Source organism: Protofrankia sp. Cr2 (assembly GCF_963555885.1).
Lineage (GTDB): Bacteria > Actinomycetota > Actinomycetes > Frankiales > Frankiaceae > Protofrankia.
The window spans coordinates 8,556-26,439 of sequence record NZ_CAUVXG010000039.1 but is presented as its reverse complement, the minus strand read 5'-3'; the positions used below and the strand labels follow the sequence as shown (position 1 = coordinate 26,439).

The 17,884-nt window shown below is 68.5% G+C and carries 12 protein-coding genes; 5 read left to right on the top strand and 7 right to left on the bottom strand.

Annotation, left to right across the window (positions count from 1 at the left end):
- Both U9978_RS16925 and U9978_RS16920 read left to right on the top strand, forming a co-directional pair.
- Positions 1 to 1,090, top strand: a 1,090-nt coding sequence (locus U9978_RS16925; protein ID WP_322762107.1) for a 3-hydroxyacyl-CoA dehydrogenase family protein, incomplete at its 5' end; no start/stop codon positions are given.
- 293 nt (positions 1,091 to 1,383) lie between these two features.
- Positions 1,384 to 1,995: a TetR/AcrR family transcriptional regulator gene (locus tag U9978_RS16920; protein WP_322762106.1), complete on the top strand. Its 612-nt coding sequence runs from the start codon at positions 1,384 to 1,386 to the stop codon at positions 1,993 to 1,995.
- Positions 1,996 to 2,004: 9 nt separating this feature from the next.
- On the opposite strand, the gene U9978_RS16915 is transcribed toward U9978_RS16920, so the two are convergent.
- The 4 genes from U9978_RS16915 to U9978_RS16900 all read right to left on the bottom strand — a co-directional run bounded on the left by U9978_RS16915 (position 2,005) and on the right by U9978_RS16900 (position 7,337).
- The gene (locus tag U9978_RS16915; protein WP_322762105.1) at positions 2,005 to 3,258 is read right to left on the bottom strand and encodes a polysaccharide pyruvyl transferase family protein; all 1,254 of its coding nucleotides are present in this window, start codon (positions 3,256 to 3,258) and stop codon (positions 2,005 to 2,007) included.
- Entirely contained in the window at positions 3,218 to 4,426 is a 1,209-nt protein-coding gene (locus U9978_RS16910; RefSeq protein WP_322762104.1) for a glycosyltransferase, read from the bottom strand. Before U9978_RS16910 ends, U9978_RS16915 begins: the two co-directional genes overlap by 41 nt.
- The gene (locus U9978_RS16905; protein ID WP_322762103.1) at positions 4,413 to 5,195 is read right to left on the bottom strand and encodes a glycosyltransferase; all 783 of its coding nucleotides are present in this window, start codon (positions 5,193 to 5,195) and stop codon (positions 4,413 to 4,415) included. The genes U9978_RS16910 and U9978_RS16905 overlap by 14 nt, the downstream gene beginning before the upstream one ends.
- A gap of 864 nt (positions 5,196 to 6,059) precedes the next feature.
- A complete protein-coding gene (locus U9978_RS16900) occupies positions 6,060 to 7,337 on the bottom strand; it encodes a C40 family peptidase (RefSeq protein WP_322762102.1) in 1,278 nt (425 codons plus the stop codon).
- 869 nt (positions 7,338 to 8,206) lie between these two features.
- Between U9978_RS16900 and U9978_RS16895 the strand changes: the two genes are divergently transcribed.
- The 3 genes from U9978_RS16895 to U9978_RS16885 all read left to right on the top strand — a co-directional run bounded on the left by U9978_RS16895 (position 8,207) and on the right by U9978_RS16885 (position 13,402).
- Positions 8,207 to 10,918 carry a glycosyltransferase family 39 protein gene (locus tag U9978_RS16895; protein ID WP_322762101.1) on the top strand — a complete coding sequence of 904 codons (2,712 nt, stop codon included), beginning with the start codon at positions 8,207 to 8,209 and terminating at the stop codon, positions 10,916 to 10,918.
- On the top strand, positions 10,915 to 12,600 hold the full coding sequence (locus U9978_RS16890; protein WP_322762100.1) for a glycosyltransferase family 2 protein: 1,686 nt from the start codon (positions 10,915 to 10,917) through the stop codon (positions 12,598 to 12,600). Before U9978_RS16895 ends, U9978_RS16890 begins: the two co-directional genes overlap by 4 nt.
- A 133-nt stretch (positions 12,601 to 12,733) precedes the next feature.
- On the top strand, positions 12,734 to 13,402 hold the full coding sequence (locus U9978_RS16885) for a three-helix bundle dimerization domain-containing protein (RefSeq protein WP_322762099.1): 669 nt from the start codon (positions 12,734 to 12,736) through the stop codon (positions 13,400 to 13,402).
- A 71-nt stretch (positions 13,403 to 13,473) separates the two neighbouring features.
- On the opposite strand, the gene U9978_RS16880 is transcribed toward U9978_RS16885, so the two are convergent.
- The 3 genes from U9978_RS16880 to U9978_RS16870 form a co-directional block, all read right to left on the bottom strand.
- Entirely contained in the window at positions 13,474 to 14,394 is a 921-nt protein-coding gene (locus U9978_RS16880; protein WP_322762098.1) for a phosphate ABC transporter ATP-binding protein, read from the bottom strand.
- 85 nt (positions 14,395 to 14,479) lie between these two features.
- Entirely contained in the window at positions 14,480 to 15,448 is a 969-nt protein-coding gene (locus U9978_RS16875) for a sortase (protein ID WP_322762097.1), read from the bottom strand.
- 5 nt (positions 15,449 to 15,453) lie between these two features.
- Positions 15,454 to 17,884, bottom strand: a 2,431-nt coding sequence (locus U9978_RS16870; protein WP_322762096.1) for a hypothetical protein, incomplete at its 5' end; no start/stop codon positions are given.

The following is a 17,884-nucleotide window of genomic DNA, read 5'->3' as shown; positions in this document are numbered from 1 at the left end:
GGCGAGCCAGCTCGCGCTGCTGTTCGCCCGGCGCCTGGAGGTCCCGGTCGTGCTGACCGACGTCGACCGGGCCCGCCTTGACGCCGGTGTGGCCGCCGTCCACACCGAGATCGACAACCTCCTGGTCAAGAAAAGGCTCTCCCCGGACAAGGCGTCGCGGCTGAAGGCGAGCGTGACCGGCTCGCCGGACCTCACCGCGTTCGCCGACGCAGACCTCGTCATCGAGGCCGTGTTCGAGGATCCCGCGGTCAAACGGCAGGTCCTGACCAACCTGGAGGCGGTGCTCAGCCCCACCGCCCTGCTGCTGACCAACACCTCGGCCCTGTCGGTCAGCGAGATGGCGTCGGGGCTGGCGCACCCGCAGCGGGTCGCCGGGCTGCACTTCTTCAATCCGGTCGCCGTCCTGCCACTGGTCGAGGTCGTCCGGGGCAGGCAGACCGATGACGCGGCCATCGCCACCACCCTCGCGGTCGCGAAAAAGATCAAAAAGAATGCGGTTCTCACCTCCGACACGCCGGCGTTCGCGCTCAACCGCCTCCTCATCCGCTTCATGGGCGAGGTGCTCGGCGCGATCGAGAACGGTACCCCCCCGGCCGTGGCCGACCAGGCGCTCGAACCCCTCGGCCTGCCGATGTCCCCGCTGGCGCTGGTCGGGTTGGTCGGCCCGGCGGTTGTCCTACACGTCGCCGAGACCCTCCACGCCGCCTATCCTGACCGCTTCGGCAAGCCCGAAGGTCTTGCCCGGCTGGTCGCCGCCGGCCGGACCGGGGTCTACTCGGGGACCGGGGACCGCCACGAAATCGATCGGGAGGCCGCCGAACTCCTGCGGATCCATGCCGACGGTGACGCCCCGGTGCTGACCGGTGAGCAAGTGCGGGATGCAGCGCTGGCCGCGCTCGCTGAGGAGATTCGGATCATCCTCGACGACGGCGTGGTCGCCGAGGCGGCGGATGTGGACCTGTGCCTGATCCTCGGTGCCGGCTGGCCGTTCCACCTCGGCGGCATCACGCCGTACCTGGATCGCACCGGCGTCAGCGAGAAGATCACCGGCCGCCGTTTCAGCCCGCCGGGCGTGGCGACCATTTCGTAGCTGCCGGGCTGCCGGGCGTGCGAGAAGAACCACGATCGCACGCCCTTTGTCCGGTTGGTTGCTCCGGGGCCGCCGGCACGATTCCGGAAGCCGCCGAGATGACCGAACGAAGACTTTCGAGGGCGTTTGACTGATCGCAATTTGACGGGTGACGTTCACTTCCCGGACACCGCTGTTTTATCCGGCGATCATATTTTCCGGACCATCCTCTCCTATCCTCCAGCACAGACAGAACGGTCAGGTCGGGTACAGACCAGAAGGCCGCCGTTGACGGGGGAAAACGGAGGCGACGGGTGCCACGTCAGCTCATGCGACATAGGCTCATCGAAGCGGCGACCCAGGTTATTCGCACGCGCGGCCTGGCTGTTGCGACGTCCAAGGAGATTGCGCGCGAAGCCAACGTGGCCGTGGGCAGCATATACAATCATTTTGCCGACAAAACGGACCTCATCACCGCGGTGATGCTCGAAGGCATGCCAACCCTCGACGACGCTCTCGGCCAGCTGCGGCTCCGCGTCGGCCGCGGGACGGTACAGGGCAACCTCGAGGAGCTGTCGCAGGCTGCGATCACGTTCTTCGCGCAGTATCTACCGCTGGCCGGGGGGCTGTTCACCGACGCCGAACTGCACGCCGCGGTGCGAACGAAGCTCATCACCGATCGTCGCGATCTGTCCACGGTTCACGATGGTGTGGCGTTCTATCTGGCCCAGGAGCAGCAGATTAACCGGATCAACCGGAATGTCGAGCCCAGTGTCGCCGCTGCGGTGCTCCTGGGCGCATGCAGCCAGTATGCGCTGCTCACCCACATGTCCCAGCCGGACACCCTGCCGGCGGCGGCCCGGTACGCCACACTCACGGTGTTCATGATTCTTCCCGCGCTCCAGCCGGATGTCGCAGCTACCTGATGACACCGGTTACGGGGAACCCGAGGGTGGTGATACCGGCACGTGCCCGGTGAGTTGCCAGTCCGTGCCTGAGGGCGGACTGGCGGACGGTCCGGGCTCGTGTGGACGCGGCGCCCACCACGCGGGCTCCAGCCGAAGTCCGGTAAGGGTGTCCGTCTCGTCCCAACGCTCGTGGTCGATCAGGAGTCGCAGCAGTCGGAAGCCCTCCTCAGCCTGGGCTGTCTCCGCCTGCACGCTCGCCGGCGGCGTGCCCCCTGCGGACCGGGCACGGCGCATCGCGGCCGCCAGCTCACCCGTGGACGCGTCCGTCCGGACAGCGGGTTGACCGAGCCGGCGTGCAAGGCCTGCGAGCTTAGCCTCGTGTGCGACCGCGACCACCGGGGCACCGGCTGCGGCACCGGCGACGAGCGCGTGGAAGCGCATCGCGACGAGCAGCCTGGCCGAAGCGGCGCTCGCCCGTGCCTCAGTCAGGTCTGCCGGCGGTGGCAGAACAATGCTGCCGTCCAGCCGAGCATGCAGATATGACGCTATCGCATGGTCGTCCATGCCCGAGGTACCGACCTGCCACGGCTGAAGAAGTACCTGCAACCCGTCGGCGGCCTGCTCGGTGAGGGCATCCGCGAGCCGGTCGAGCAACGACCAGAGCTCCCGTCCGCTGGCCGCTAAATGACTGAGTGCAACGAGAATCGTGTCGTCACGGCCACTGTGCCGGCTCCCGGTATTGTGCCGCCCCCCGGTATGCAGGGGCGGGTTCAGCAACGTCCACGCGGGATCGGAGCCGACTCGAAACGGTGTCGGTGCACCGCAGTTCCGCAGCAGGTGTGCGGACTCCTCGTCACGGAGAACGAGAAGGTCGATACGGCGGACCAGCTCGCGGGCAAGCCATCGCGAAACCGGATCGGGCAGCTGGCCGACACCGACACCGACCGCGGCCACCCGACGTCCCAGCGTTCGCGCCGAGGTGACGAGTGCGAGTGAGCGCGTCAACAGCGAACGCGCTGCCCGGCCCGCGCTCGGGTGCAGCGTCTTGAAAATCGTTCCACCACCGATGACGATCACATCCGCACCCCGCAGTGCCTGGCCGACCGCCCACGGATCGCCGCTGTCGACGGCATCACATCCATAGGTGTACTCGGTCCATCCTGGACGGGCCGTGGTGACTACGAGATCACAGTCGGACAGCGCCCGCAGGAACGCCTCCAGCAGCGCTTCGTCGCCCGGATTACGCTGTCCGAACGCGCCGGCCAACAGCACCCTTGCCACCGGTCACCTCCTCGTAGAGATCGAGATGACGGCTGGCCACGGTGGGCCAGGACCTACCGTCGGCCAGAAAGGCGTTCGCCGTCCGGATCCGGTCGAGTTGTCCCTGGTCCCGTGCGAGTTCCCGCAACCGGTCAGCAAGCGCCGCCGGCGTTCCCGGTATGGTCATCAACGGCGGGGCGCCGACGCAATCGGCAAGCGCATGTGACAGCAGTACGGGGGTTCGGTAACCGAACGCCAGAGCCAGGACGCCGCTGCTCGCGTGCGGTTTCGGATACGGCAGCAACGCGAGGTCGGCGGCCGCGAACCACTTGCCGACCTGCTCTTCCGGTACGTACCCGACGAACCGCACCCTCCCCGCGAACCGTTCGCGAAGCCCGTCCGCGTAGCTACCCGTTCCGGTCATCCGCGGATGGTCACCGCCGGCAACCACAAGCTGGACGGTGTCACCGGCCAACGCGGCTGCCTCGCAGGCAAGCTCGAGGCCCTTGTAGGGCGCGACGAAGCCGAAGCAGAGAACGGTCAGCCGACCGTCGAGACCGAGCGCGCGCCGACTGTCCCTGCGATCCGGAGTGACAAGCTCCTCGATCCCATGTGGGATGAGTACGGCGGACGGTACGACATCGGTGAACGCACGTTCGTGGACCACGACCGCGTCGGCCAGTCGGCTCACCGTACGCTGCAGGCCGGCGAGTCCGCCGCGCGCCACCGGCGCCGGCACCATTACCCGATGCATCCGTGTGTACTCCGGTGTGACGTCCTGGGGTGAGACCACCTGGTGCATCGTGACGACAACCGCAGGTCGGCCACGGCGGCGGGCAGACAACGCCGTCACCAGCGACGGCAACGCCGCGGCGCCGCCGTAGAGGAACAGCTCGTGCTGCAGATGGATGATCGGAGCTCCGGTCTCCCGTGCCGAACGCCAGGCCGCCAGCAGCGACCACGGTCGGTCACCGAAAGAGCGATGGACGGTGAGCACGGGGCCCTCACCTGGGATGGCCGCGTCCGACTCCACCATCTTGATCTTAGGAGCGACCACCGCGACCGTCGCACCCGCGTCCACCAGCGACGTCGCCAGGTTCGCCGCATAGGACGCGACACCGCTCGACCCTGCGTGCTTCGCGCCCCGCGGGGGATAGGGCGCAACGAGTGCTACATCAGGCCGCGACATCGACAACCTGCTGACCTGTCACGAGCGGTGCCGGCTGGACCCCGGGTTCGGCGGGGACGGGCGTCGGGACCGGCAACATCCGATGACGCAGCCACAATCGCAGGAGCGAGCGGCCCATGCGGCGGCTGTCCGCGAACAGATTCAGCCGCGAGCCCTTCTGGTCAATCCAGACGGTGGGCACCTCGGCCACCTCACATCCCAAGGCGCGGGCCACGATCAGAAGATCGACGTCGAAGAGGAAATCACGGGCGGACAGATGTGGAGCAACCTGCTCCAGGACATCCCGCCGAAGCACCTTGGCGCCGCACTGGGTGTCGAAGTAGGGCAATCTGAACATCATGCGAACCAACGTCGAAAAACCGAAACTGGCCGTCCGGCGTCCCAACGGACGGGCTACCGGCACGAGCGAGGCCGGATGCCACCGACTGGCCACAGCGGCTCCGACGTCCTGGGCGACCGCCGCGAGTCTCAACAACTCCCCCGGCGGGGTGGCGCGATCAGCGTCGACAAAGGCGACAAGTTCCGCATCGGTTCGCCGGAGCGTCTCAATTATCACGCCGCCCTTGCCGAGCTTCGGGTAACGATACATGTGCAATCTGCCATCGGCGAGCTGACGACTACGAACGATCGCCGCGGTTCCGTCGGTGCAATGATCCAGCGCCACGAGGAAGCGAATGCCCGGTGCGTCTAGCGCACGCAGGTAGCTGTCCAACGTACGACCGATCCGATGCTCCTCGTTGTGCGCGGGAATAATGATGTCTAGATGCATTGCACTCCCTTACCAGGAGAGTCCACAAAGGCGGGAAACACATTCACCGACAGGTCGCCGGATATATTTCAAAAATTCGGCGACACAAGCCGGCATACGGCATGATGGCCAGCCGCTGCCGGCCGCAGTGCGATCTGTTCCGCCCGCCCCCTCCCCCTGGGTCCCAGCGTTGAAAATACTCATTTGAGAAATCCAAGCAAGGTTCTACCCGGCCAGTTTCCTGGCCGTGACCGCCAGGAGACGTCAAAGTTGCGGTTGCATGGCTGTTTGCTCCAGGCATGGTGTCCATAGCTGGAACTCCGGGTAGAGTCCGAGAGAAACGCTACGATGCGTTACCGTGGATGAATCTGTGTTCAGCGTCGGGTTGAGATTCCGGCCCCGACCCGCCTCGAGCAACGTAGGCAGTCCGTCACCACCAGACACCAGACACCAATAAAAGCCAAAGAACAGGATCGACCGAACGCCGCTATTGTGCGGCCCACAGGCTGCCGCGGTGATGTCGGCCGACGGCACGGATCGGCACCGACGACGGCTGGCGGCGAAGCGCACCGCGGCAGCGCCGACACCGAATGTCTCCACGCTGGGCGGCACGCCCGCACCCAACCGCGCAGGGCACCGACTCATACGGCTCGAGATCGAGCTGGCCCACATAGTCCCCGACCAGTTGACGGCACCGGCAATGCACTACATCACAACAGAGAAGCAACTCCCCACGACGATGAAGCCGCCATTCATGACCGCACTCCCCACAGGACCTCAGCTGTTGACCTGTTTTCATTGTCCGCCCCCGATTCAGGCCGGCGGCGTACGCACCGCCGGCGGTTTCCTCGTCCGAATGTCTGTGCTGTGTATCGGGCTCGGGGTTCACCCACCAGCCGGCGGCACCTGTGTGGTGGTTGACGAGGAAGACGCAGCCGGCGGTGGCGCCGTCGCCGCGGGCGGTGCCGACGCCGTAGCAGCCGGCGGTGGCGCCGACGCCGTCGCCGCGGGCGGTGCCGACGCCGTCGCCGCGGGTGGCGCCGACGCCGTAGCAGCCGGCGGCTCGGTTGATGCAGGCGCCGTGGCGCTCGGGGTGACAGCCGGCGTCGGGTCCGGCGGCGGCACTGCACCGGAGGTGGGTGTCGGCTCAACCGGGCCGGCCGGCGACGGCGTCACAGCGATGGCGGAATCGGTTGGTGTCGGGGCCTGCGACAACCCGGCATCGGGAGTCGCCTGGCCGCCTGGCGCAGTGACGGCTGGCGCAGTGACGGCTGGCGGCTCGCCGGCGACGACACCGCCACCCGGATCGTCACGGACCGGTGGGATCGTGAGTGGGTCAATCGCGCTGCCGTCGGCGGGCGGCGGTTGCACCGCGAACGGGCCGACCGTGGTTATGCCTGTGCCACGCGTCGCCTGTGAGAGTCGGACCGCACCGAGGTAACCGGCCAACCACAGGGGCGTGATACGGACCACGTCCCCGGTCTGCGGCGCGTGGATCACCAGGCCGCCACCGACGTACATCGCGACGTGATGGATCGTCGCTGGATCGGAGCTGTCGTAGGCGTAGAAGACAAGGTCACCGGGCAGCAACTCGGCCAACACGACGGCCTGGCCGACCCGGGCCTGATCCGCGGCCACCCGGGGAATGAGGATCCCCGTGCTCGCGAACGCCCGCTGGGTGAGCCCGGAACAATCATAGGAATCCGGACCTTCCGCACCCCACTCATAGGGCCGGCCGAGCTGGTCGAGTGCAAACCGCAACGCAGCTCGGGCCTGCGGTGACGGACCGAGACCAGCGAAGTCCCGCGCCTGCGCGACGGTACGCCAGAATGCCGCCTCACGTGTGAAGGCCGTCTCAGGTGTGGTGGCCGTCCCGGGTGTATCGACAGGTTCGCCGGTGAGCTCCGGCACCGCGTACGCCTGCCGAACAAGATCGCGTAGATCAGCCCGCAGCGTGGTGTCCGATTGCCCGATCCAGCCGCCGTACAACCCGGAGCCGAGGACGGATCCGGGCGTCCGAGTGGCCGACGCCGGGACCGGCGACTGCAGCCAGGACGCCGACACGGGACCTTGCGAACCGCCCAGCCCGCCCACCGCCATGGTGGTGACCAGCACGATGTGCGCGAGGTGTCGCAGCTCGTGCCCGCCCCGCTGTGACTGCATACTCCTCCGTTCATCCGGGCGGTTGTCCATACCCGTCACCAACAGGAATTCAGCCTCCGCCCCGGTGTGCCGCGAGGCGGCACACCGGTAAACCCGATCACGGCTGCTTCGTACAACCCACTCGGCGCTGCGCGAAAAGCATGATCGCACCGCCTTCGGCCCGCCGGGTGCCACCGCTGCCGGCCGTTGTTCCCCCGTGGGCGATCCTCGCGCCCTTGTGCTTCTGCACGTTATACGGAGAGAGCACCGTCACTCCAGCACGTCAGTCGACCAGAAATATTCGATCATGAAAACCCGACGGACCAACCTTTGATCCAGATCCCGAATCGACACCCGGCAATTCAACTGTCGTTCGAAATCTGTACACTGAACATTTATAGATCAAAGTGTCGTTGTTCAGAAGAGAAATCGGGTATGGACGGCCACGCAACCAACGGCTGTTCGCCGGATGCGACCGGCTCCACCAACTGGCCACCCACCGTCCATGGCGAATTTGCCATGGCGAGACAGTCAGGAAATGCGGCGAGGACAGAGTTGGAAACCGTGATCGGGTCGATCTCCGTCTGATGCGGGGAGCCGACTTGGGGGGACAAGGAAGCCAAGGGGTCATGGCGCGGCGACGCCGCGCGTGCGGATCTTTTCCGAGCACTTCGCATGCGACCATGCATTGACCGCGGCGTTCCCATCCACCCGCTGGTATCCCTGCGCCCTTTCGGGCCGGCGCCGCCCCGACCGCGGCCGACATCCAGACAGCCAAAGGCGGTGCGACCCACTCTTTCGCGCCGGTGAAGGCGCGCAGAGACAGCGGGGGAACAACCGATGGCGGAGGATGGGTCCGGTCTGTGCCGGCTACGTTACGGTGGGCTGGCGTGACCGTCACCGCCGAGAATACGACGTTCGTCGGCGCCACCGGCATCTCACTGCCCCGTCGTCGGATCGTGGCCGAGCAGGTCATGGTCATCGCCGGCCAGCTCGGCGCGGGCGGCGGCAATCTCCTGTTCTCGATCGTCGCGCTGCGGCTGCTGAGCCCGGGCGACTACGCCGAGCTGGTCACGTTCATCGCTCTCTATCTCCTGCTGCACGTCCCGGCGGCCAGCCTGTCGGTGGGTAGCGCGATTGCGCCGGGCGACGAGCGTGCGCTGCGCCGCGCCGGGTTGGGCCTCGGCGCGGGTGCCGGCGCGGTCCTCGCGGCGACGAGCGTGCCGCTGTCCGGCGTGCTGCATCTGTCGACCGGGCTCCTGCTCGTCCTGGCCGCCGCGGGCCCGGGTGCGGGGCTGCTGGCGCTCGCCCGGGGGAAGCTGTACGGTGCCGGGCTCGTCGGCGGGGTCACCGCGAGCCTGCTGGCCGAGCCGGTGGGACGGCTGACGCTCGGCGTGGTGCTGACCGCGGCGCTTGGTCCGGTCGGCGGAGCGGTGGCTGTGGTCGCCGCCGGCTACTGCGCGCTCGGGATTGCTCGGTGGCGCGGTGCCGGGGTGGCACAGTCAGCTTCGCACAGCGCCACCGGCGCGAGCCGGCAGACAGCGACGATGGTGGTGTTCCTGCTGCTCGCCGTCCTGGCGAACCAGGATCTCCTGTGGGCGAACGCGCTCCTCGGGCGCGACCAGGCCGCACTGTTCGCGGTCCTGTCAACGCTCGGCGGCGTCGCGGCGTTCGCGACCGCGACCATCCCGATGGTGCTGCTGCCACGGGCCGCGAACCGTGACACCGGGGCCGTACTCGTCGCACTGGGCGGGGCGGCCGCGGTCGGTCTCGGTGCGCTCCTGGTCGTCGCGGTGACGCCGACCGGGGTCTGGGTGTCACTTCTCGGCCCCGCCTACGCCGAGACCGGCCGGCTCGGCGTCGCCTATGTCGGGGCGATGGCGATGTTCGGTCTGGCCCGGGTGCTGGCCGCGGAGAACTGCGTCACCGCCGGCGGCCGGACGTCGAGCATCGCGGTCGGGGTCACCGTGGTCGGCCAGGCGGTCGGCATCGCGCTCTTCCATGACGACGCGCGCTCGATCGCGCTGGTCACGTTGGCCGCCATGACCACGCTGACCGTGTCGGTGGGCACCGTGACCATGCTGCGCGCGCGTCCCGCCGCCGTGGGCACCGCATGGCCGCTCCGCCTGCGCCAAGTGATCGCCAACCACACCGGGTGGGTGATCGCGGGCCTCACCGTGCTCGGGATCGTCATCCGGCTCCTGTCGCCGCACAGCATCTGGGTCGACGAAGCGATCAGTATCCGCCAGGCCAAGCTCTTTCCGTTTCACGAGTCGATCCGCGCGCTGCGGGACACCGACGTGCATCCGCCGCTGTTCGCCACGGTGTTGTGGGTGGAAGTCCACCTGTTCGGGACCGGCCAGTTGGCCGTTCGGTTGCCCTCGATCGTGACCGGCAGCCTGATGGTGCCGATGCTCTACCTGGCCGGCCGTGAGCTCTACGACCGCCGGGCCGGGATGGCCGCGGCCATCCTCGGCGTCTTCGCCCCGTTCGCGGTCTGGTACTCGCAGGAGACGCGGATGTACCCGCTGTTCCTGCTGTTCGGAGTCAGCGCCACCTGGGCACAGGCACGGGTGCTGCGGGTCGGCGGCCGCCTGTCCTGGGTGATGTACACCCTGGCCAGCGCGGCGCTGCTGTGGACCCATTACTTCGCGACGCTGCAGATCCTCGCCCAGCAGATCGTGTTCGCCGTGATCGCCTGGCGCCGGCGCGGATCACGCCGCGCCAGTCGGGACGGGCCGGACATCGTGGTGCCGTGGTTGACCAGCCTGGCCACACTGGCGTTGCTCGTCGCGCCGCTGGTGCCGTTCGTCAACGCTCAGCTCCACGCCTACAACGCCCGTGGCGGGGTGGGTTTCGCCGCGCAGACCAGTGACGTCACCGCCGCTGGTAGCCATCCGCTGCTCTCGATCTACTCGATCGGCGCGAACGGGGTCTGGGCTGTCTTCGGGTACCACTCGGACGCGATCGTGGCCACCCTGGTCGCGCTGTGGCCGCTGGGGATGCTGGTTGCCTTCCTGCTGCTCGGTCGGGGCCATTCGCGCAGCGCGTTGTCGATCGCCGCGACCGTACTCGTCCCGGTGCTGTTTCTGTTCGCGCTCGGTACGCAGAAGGACAACCTGTTCGAGGTCCGGTACTTCGTCGGTATCCTGCCCGGACTGCTCCTTCTCGCCGGCCGTGCGCTCACGAACTGGTTGCGTACGACGGCGGGAATCGTGCTCGGCGTCGGGCTGGCCAGCCTGACACTCGTGGTTGCGCTGGCGGACCAGCAACTGAATCCGAGCGACCCTCGCCTGTACGACTTTGACGGTGCGTTGAAGCACGTCACCGCCCATGCGAAACCAGGCGATATAATCATATATTCGCCGATCTTCCTGGTCGATGTCGTTGATTATTATTCACCGTCGGTCCCCTCCTATGGTCCCGGCTCCGGAGCACTGGCACGCGCCAGAACCGCCCGCCACGTGTTCGTCGTCGGAAGCTTCCTGTCCGATCCCAATGTCGCGGTGGACACCGGCGCCCTCCTGGCCCGGCTGGAACAACGCCGACAGGTCGTCGACACCTTCCACGCCCCTCAAGTAATCGTCTGGGAGCTGCAGTGACCTTCACGCCGAGCCGGGAGACCCTCGCGGACAACCGCCGCCTGTCTCCGGTGCCCCCCGCGGCGCGCCACCCGGTCACCGTCGACAAGAGGACCGGCACCGGCACCGACACCGGCACCGGCACCGAAACCGGCACCGAAACCGAAACCGGCACTGTCGCGGACCCGCGGCTCGCGCCGCCGACGTGGCAACCGATGGGTTCGGGCCGGCCGCTGCGGCGTCGGATGTTGCTCCTGCTGCCGCTGAACGTGCTCGCCTTCTGCTGGTACTTCGGCTGGCTGCTGGCGCCCGGACGGGTCGGCAACGCGTTCCTTTACACCCTGTTGCTGCTCGCCGAGGCATTCAATGCGGTGCAGGCACTGGGATTCTGGTGGACCTGCTCCCGGGAGCGCGTACGCCGGCGCCGTCCGCGGGCCAGCGGGCAGATCGCCGTGGACATCCTGGTGCCGGTCTACAACGAACCGGTCGACGTGGTGGAACCGACGGTGGCCGCGGCGGTTCGGCTGCGGGGCGCGCAGGTGCGCGTGTTCCTGTTGGACGACGGCGACAACCCGCAGATGGCCGCGCTGGCCAGCCGGCACGGTGCCGGCTACATCACCCGGGCGGAACACCACGGCGCAAAGGCCGGCAATCTCAACCATGCACTCGGCCGAACCTCCGCGCCGATCGTGGTCGTCTTCGACTGCGACCACGTGCCGCACCCGGATTTTCTTGAAGCGACGCTCGGTCACCTCGACGACCCCGGCGTGGGCTTCGTACAGACGCCGCAGTACTACGCGAACGCCTCGACCAACGAGGTCGCCGGGACGTCATGGGCACAGCAGGCGCTTTTCTTCGGTGGGATCGCGCGGGGCAAGGACGGCCTGGGGTCGATGTTCTGCTGCGGAACGAACATCGTCTTCCGCCGTACGGCCCTGGCGGAGGTGGGCGGATTCCCCGAGGATTCGCTGACCGAGGACTTCGAGCTGTCGATCCGCATGCACAGCGGCGGGTGGCGGTCGGTCTACGTACCCGAGGTACTGGCCAGCGGCCTCGGGCCGGCTGACATGGCGTCCTACACCAGCCAGCAGCTGCGGTGGTCCAGAGGCTGCATCTCGGCGATCCCGGCCGTGCTGGCCGCGCAGCTGCCCCGGCGGTTGAAGGCGCAGTACCTGCTGTCCGCCGGCTACTTCCTGTCCGGCTGGACGGTGCTCATCTACATGATCATGCCCCTGGTCCGGATCCTGTTCGGCGTCCAGCCGATCACCGCGGCCAGCGCCGACCAGTTCTTGTTGCACTTCGCGCCCTACTTCGTGGTGGCTCTCGGCACGGTCGCGCTGGCCGGGAACGGCAGCTACACCTTTGGCGCATTCACCCTGCAGAGCGCGAGCTTCTGGATCGGGGTGCTGTCCACGGTGCGAGCGGTACTGCGCCGACCCGGCCGCTTCGTCGTCACGCCGAAGCAGGGGGCCGGGTCCTGGCAACCGTCGGTGGTCGTGGTGCCTGTCGCCGTGGCCGTGGTGCTGATCGCCGCCTCGATCTACGGGCTGACGCAGGACCAGAGCCCGGGAATGGCGAACAGCATCGCGTTCGCCGGCGTCCACGCCGCGCTGATGCTGCGCGGGGCCGCGCCGGCCCTGGGATGGCGGGGCCGGACGGCGCGCGCCGCCGTCGCGTCCGAGGCCACGCCGATCGCGGCCTGACCGGATCCGCCCTGGCATAGCAGAGCGGCCAGGTATTGACAGCGCTCTATGAGCGCGCGCATCCTCGGCGCCTAAGGTATAGATGGTGGTCGATGAGCGTCATCATCTGATCTTCTGAATCGAGGTGCGCTCCATGAGCGACATCACTGACATGACGCAGCAGCTTGATCCGGCAGGCCGACACCAGGTCTACGTGATGGTGACGCGGCTGGCCTACGACTACGAAACGAGCTTCGATCGCGCCGAGGTCGAGCAGGTGTTCGCCGACTCCTACCAACGGCTGGCCACGAAGGCCCGGGTGATGACCTTCCTCCCGACGCTGGCGGATCGCCTCACCCGGGAACGGCTCGAAGCGCTGGGCACGGTCCGCGGACTGATCGCCAAGCGGGTCCCGGAGGTGCTGTTCGTCTGCGTCCACAATGCCGGGCGCTCCCAGATGGCCGCCGCCTTCACCCGCCACTACGCGGGCAACCAGCTCCACATCCGAACCGGCGGCTCCGACCCCGCCGACGGCATCCACCCCGAGGTGATCGCCGCGATGAAGGAACGCGGCCTGAGCCTCGACGAGGAGTTCCCCAAGCCGCTGACCGACGACATCCTCGCCGCCGCCGACGTTGTGATCACCATGGGTTGCGGGGACACCTGCCCGTATGTTCCCGGCAAACGGTACGAGGACTGGCCGATCGACGACCCGGCCGTGGCCGACCCCGACAGGGTCCGGACAATCCGCGACGACATCGACACCCGGGTCCATGGCCTGCTCGCCAGCCTGCTCTCCGAGCTCGTCCTGCCCGCGGGCTGACCCGACTATCGGCCGCCGCTGCGCACCCGATCCACTTCCGGTCCCCCGGCACCCTGGGCCCCGCTCCAGGCTCAGCCGAAACGGCCGTTGACGTAGTCGGCGGTCCGCGGGTCGTGCGGGTCACCGAACATCTGCTGGGTCTGCCCGTACTCGACGACGTGGCCGGGACGCCCCTCCTCAGCGAGGAAGAACGCGCAGTGGTCGGATACCCGCGCAGCCTGTTGCATGTTGTGCGTCACGATGATGATCGTCACATCCGAGGCGATCTCGGCGATGGTCTCCTCGACCCGGCGGGTGGATGTCGGGTCCAGGGCCGAGCAGGGCTCGTCCATCAGCAGCACATCCGGCTCGACGGCCAGGGATCGGGCGATGCACAGCCGCTGCTGCTGTCCGCCCGACAGCGCCCCACCCGGCGAGCGCAGCCGGGTGCGGACCTCGTTCCACAGGCCGGCCCGCAGCAGGCACCGCTCCACCAGGGATTCCTTGTCCTTGCCCTTGATCCCGGCAAGCTTCAGACCGCTCGCGACGTTGTCAAAGACCGTCATGGCGGGAAACGGGTTGGGCTTCTGGAAGACCATGCCGATCCGCCGGCGGGTCTCCTGTGCCCGTTTGTCGGCGGCGTAGATGTCCTCGCCGTCGAGCAGAACCTGACCAGCCAGGGACGCGCTCGGGATGAGCTCGTGCATCCGGTTCAGGATCCGCAGGTAAGTGGACTTGCCGCAGCCCGAGGGACCGATGAGCGCCGTCACCTCGCCGGGTCTCATGGTCAGCGATACCCGGTCAAGCACCTTGCGCTCGCCGAACCATGCGGAGATGTCCCTGGTCTCCAGCGCCGCACCCGAAACCGGCCCGGTGCGCTCGCGGCGGGCAGCGGGGATCAGCCCGGTCGCCGTCGCCGTCGCAGTCACCGCAGTCGCCGGATCGGCCACGCCCGGTAGCTCCTCGGTCGGCTTGTCGAGCGCGGGGATGCCGATCATGGGCGCGTCGGACATGACGTCAGTCCTTTCCAGTCGGACGATGTGCGATCGTGCTGTTCCGCGCACCCGGCGGCCCAGCGGGCTCACGCAGGTTCACGGGCTAGAGCAGGTTCGGAAGCAGGCGGGCGAGGCTTTCGTAGACGTTCCAGACCACCGCTACCAGCACAGGTGCGCTCAGAAGATAGGCCGACGGCGTCTCCCAGCGGTGGAACAACCAGGTCGCGAACACCACCGCGACGAGCAGCACCTGTGCCCACAGCAACAGGGCCAGCGCAGCAGCGGGCTCGCCGGCAAGCGAACGCTCGTCGGCGTAGATGGCCGGGCGGGTACCGGCGGAGGGCATCGCGGCGGTCGTCAGGTTGGCCGTGACCGTCAGCGTGTGCGTCGGGCTGACGGCTGGCGCCGAGGTCACCAGCGTGATCCGGTGGACGGACCCGGTCACCGGCGTCGGTGGGGTGCGCCCGTCGCGGACCTCGACGACCGTGAATTTCGAGATGCCCAGACCGGTGGTCGCGATGATCTGATCGCCGGTCCGCAGCTTGTCAAGCATGCCGAAGGGCGCACCGAACGTGGTGCGCCGGCCGTAGACGACCGCCGTACCGGCCTGTCCCGGCAGCGGTGTGTCCCGCCGATGGCCCAGCCCGCGGGTGAGCGCGCCGCTGGTGGTGCCCTCGACCACGACCTGACGGACCTTCAACCGCGGAATCTCGATGATCGCCACCGGCACACCCGGCGTGATCGGTGGTGCCACCGGAGCGACCTCGTCGCCGACCTGAGCGAGCTGGCCGCGGAACGTCTTGTAGAGGTTGTCCTGGGTCCGGGCCTCCTGCAGCCCGGATACCACGAGCAGATAGCCGACGAAGCCGAGCATCAGCACGGCCAGCGTGATGAGAACCCGCCCGACTGCGATCACGATGACCGCCCGACCGCCCACCGGCGGGCGTGGCGGCTGGCGTTGTGGCCGCCTGCCCCGGCTCGGCGGTGCCGCGGTCGGTGCCGCGCCCGGTGCCGCGGTCGCCAGCGCTCCCGGTGTCGGTACCGGTGCCGGTGCCTGAGTCGTCACGCTCACCCCGTCTACTTCCACATCCGCGGCAGGACCCGGGTCAGTGACCGCGTCGATGCCGACGCAGGTCCGCCGTGTGAATACCAGACGAGCCCGAGGCCGAGTGCCACCGAGCCGAGTCCGATCACGATCAAGAGCAGTATCGCGTGCCGCCCGACGCCGGTGGACTCCACCAACGGTCCCGTCCGGGCCGAGGTGGTGAACGCCGCGGTGGAACTCGCCTTCGGCGTGGCCCGGGCCGACGAGCTGGCGCTGGCCCGAGCCGTCGCACTGGGGCGAGGACTGGCCGTACCGCCGCTGGTGCCGGTCCCGGCACCAGCACCAGCACCGGCACCGCCGGCGGTGGTCCCGGCACCGCTGGTCCCGGAGGTGGTACCACTGCCGCCCGTCCCGGACGCCGTCGTGCCGCCCGCCGCGGACCCGCTACCAGCGCCTGAGGATGTGGCCTGCGCCACCGGCGACGGGCTCGCTGACGCCGTCGGTGTGCCGGTCGATGCCGGCGGCGCGGCCTGAAGGCGCAGCGCGGCCTCCACCGTGCCCGCCTGCGCGACCAGGTTCGCCGGCAGGCTGAGGTAGCCCGCGGGCAGCTGGCCGTTGTCGATCCCGTGTTCCTGGCCCTTGGCCGCGGCGAGGTTGATGAAGTCGGCCATCTTGGCGGCCTTGGTCTTGTCGATACCGCCCGTCGGGACCATGGCGTAGTGGACCAGCGGGAGCGGGTACAGCGCCGGGTCGGTCGCCGCGTAGTCGGCCTGGCGGACGCCGCTCGCATCGACGCTCATGGCCTTGACAGCCGCCGTGACGGACGTCTCGGTCGGGGCGGTGAAGGAGCCGGCGGCGTTCTTCAGTTCCGCCTGCGGCATGCTCAGGTTGGTTGCGTCCGCGCTGTCATACAGCACGAACAACGAACGGGCACCCTGGCGCGCCGCCGAGTAGGACGACGGCTGGTGGCTGGGGTCCTGGTCGGAGATGGTGCTCGGGTCCTTGCCTGCCGGGGCACCGGCCGCGGCTTGGCGGACGACCGCGTCAAGCCCGCTCAGCGGGGCGAAGGTCATGTTCATCGCCGACGTCGGGTCGACCGTGCGGAAGGTGTCGAGCGGGTACTGCACGTTGCCCTTGTTCCACGCGTCCAGGAAGTAGTTGCTGACGTGCATGCCGTACGGATCCTTGGTGCCCTTGAGGAAAGCACTCGCGTCCGGGTCCGCGGCGAGCCAGCGAGTCACCTCGTAGGTCAGGTCCTCGCCGTCGGCCGTGAGCACCGGCGGGAAGTAGTTCTGGGCGGTGAAGTCCTTCGCCCAGTCGACGCCGGGGTTGAGCGCCTGGAACTCCGGGTCCGCAAAGATCGTTACCGGGTTCCCCGTCGTCCCCGGGTTGGGGCAGTACGCGCTACCCGGCCCGGTGATGGGCGCCGTGGGGTCGCAGCCGGGCGGTCCGCCCGAACCGTACAGGCCGGGATAGGACTGCGTGAGCAGCTTGGCGACCAGCCGGGCGTTGAGCCGCAGCGAGGTGATGGCCTTATGCGTCACGGGGTCGTCGAGCAGGAAGCCCAGCGAGATGGCCGATACCGCGAGCGGCGCGTAGGCCACCGGATTCGGCCCGGTCGCGCCGGTGGCAGCCGGACGCGTGGTCAGGGCCATGTCGACGGTGCCGGCGGCAAAGTCCGACCTGGCCTGGGTGTCGCCGAGCAGCGAGTAGTCGACGTTGAGCGCGGGCGTGCCCGCGCACGAGCGGGCCGTCCAGCTCAGCATCGCCAGGTTGACCACGGGAGCGCCTTCGGAGGTGAAGTCGGGGTTGTTGATCGAGCATGCTCCGGCGCCGAGACGGAAGGTCAACGGGATGGTGAGGTGCGGCGTCCAGCTGTTCACGAGCTCGGCGGCCGGCGTCGTGAGCTTCCACAGAACCAGCGAGCAGGGCCGTGACGCGCTACAGCCCAGGCTGGTCAGCTCACGCCCCGTCTCGACCACGAAGTCGACGCTGCCCGTCCCGTCCGGCGCAGTGATCGCTTTACGCCTGTTACCCGGCCCGTCCGGACCCGCGCCGTTGAGCCCGCCGAGCGCGGTGGGATCGGAACCCGACGCCAGGGTCTCCGATCCGTAGCAGTCGGCGGCCGACTTCGGGTCGGGGCGGCACTGGTAGATGCGGACCTCGTTCGTCGACAGGTCCGCCCCGCTGGATGGAAAGCCTTTCCAGCTGAGGTGGATCGCCTCGAAACCGAGGTCGGTCGTCTGGCTGACGGTCACCGTTGCGTTCGCCCCGATCGCCGGTGCCGGGACGGTCGTCGCCATCGGGGCGACCGCGGCCCGCGCCGGCGCCGCTCCCGGCAGGAACAGGGAACCGGTGAACGCCACGACCGCGCCGGCCAGCGCGAGGGCGACGCCTACCCGCCCCCTTACCAATCTCGGTGACACGTCTTCTCCAGCCGGGGAGGGATGCACCGCAGAGCCC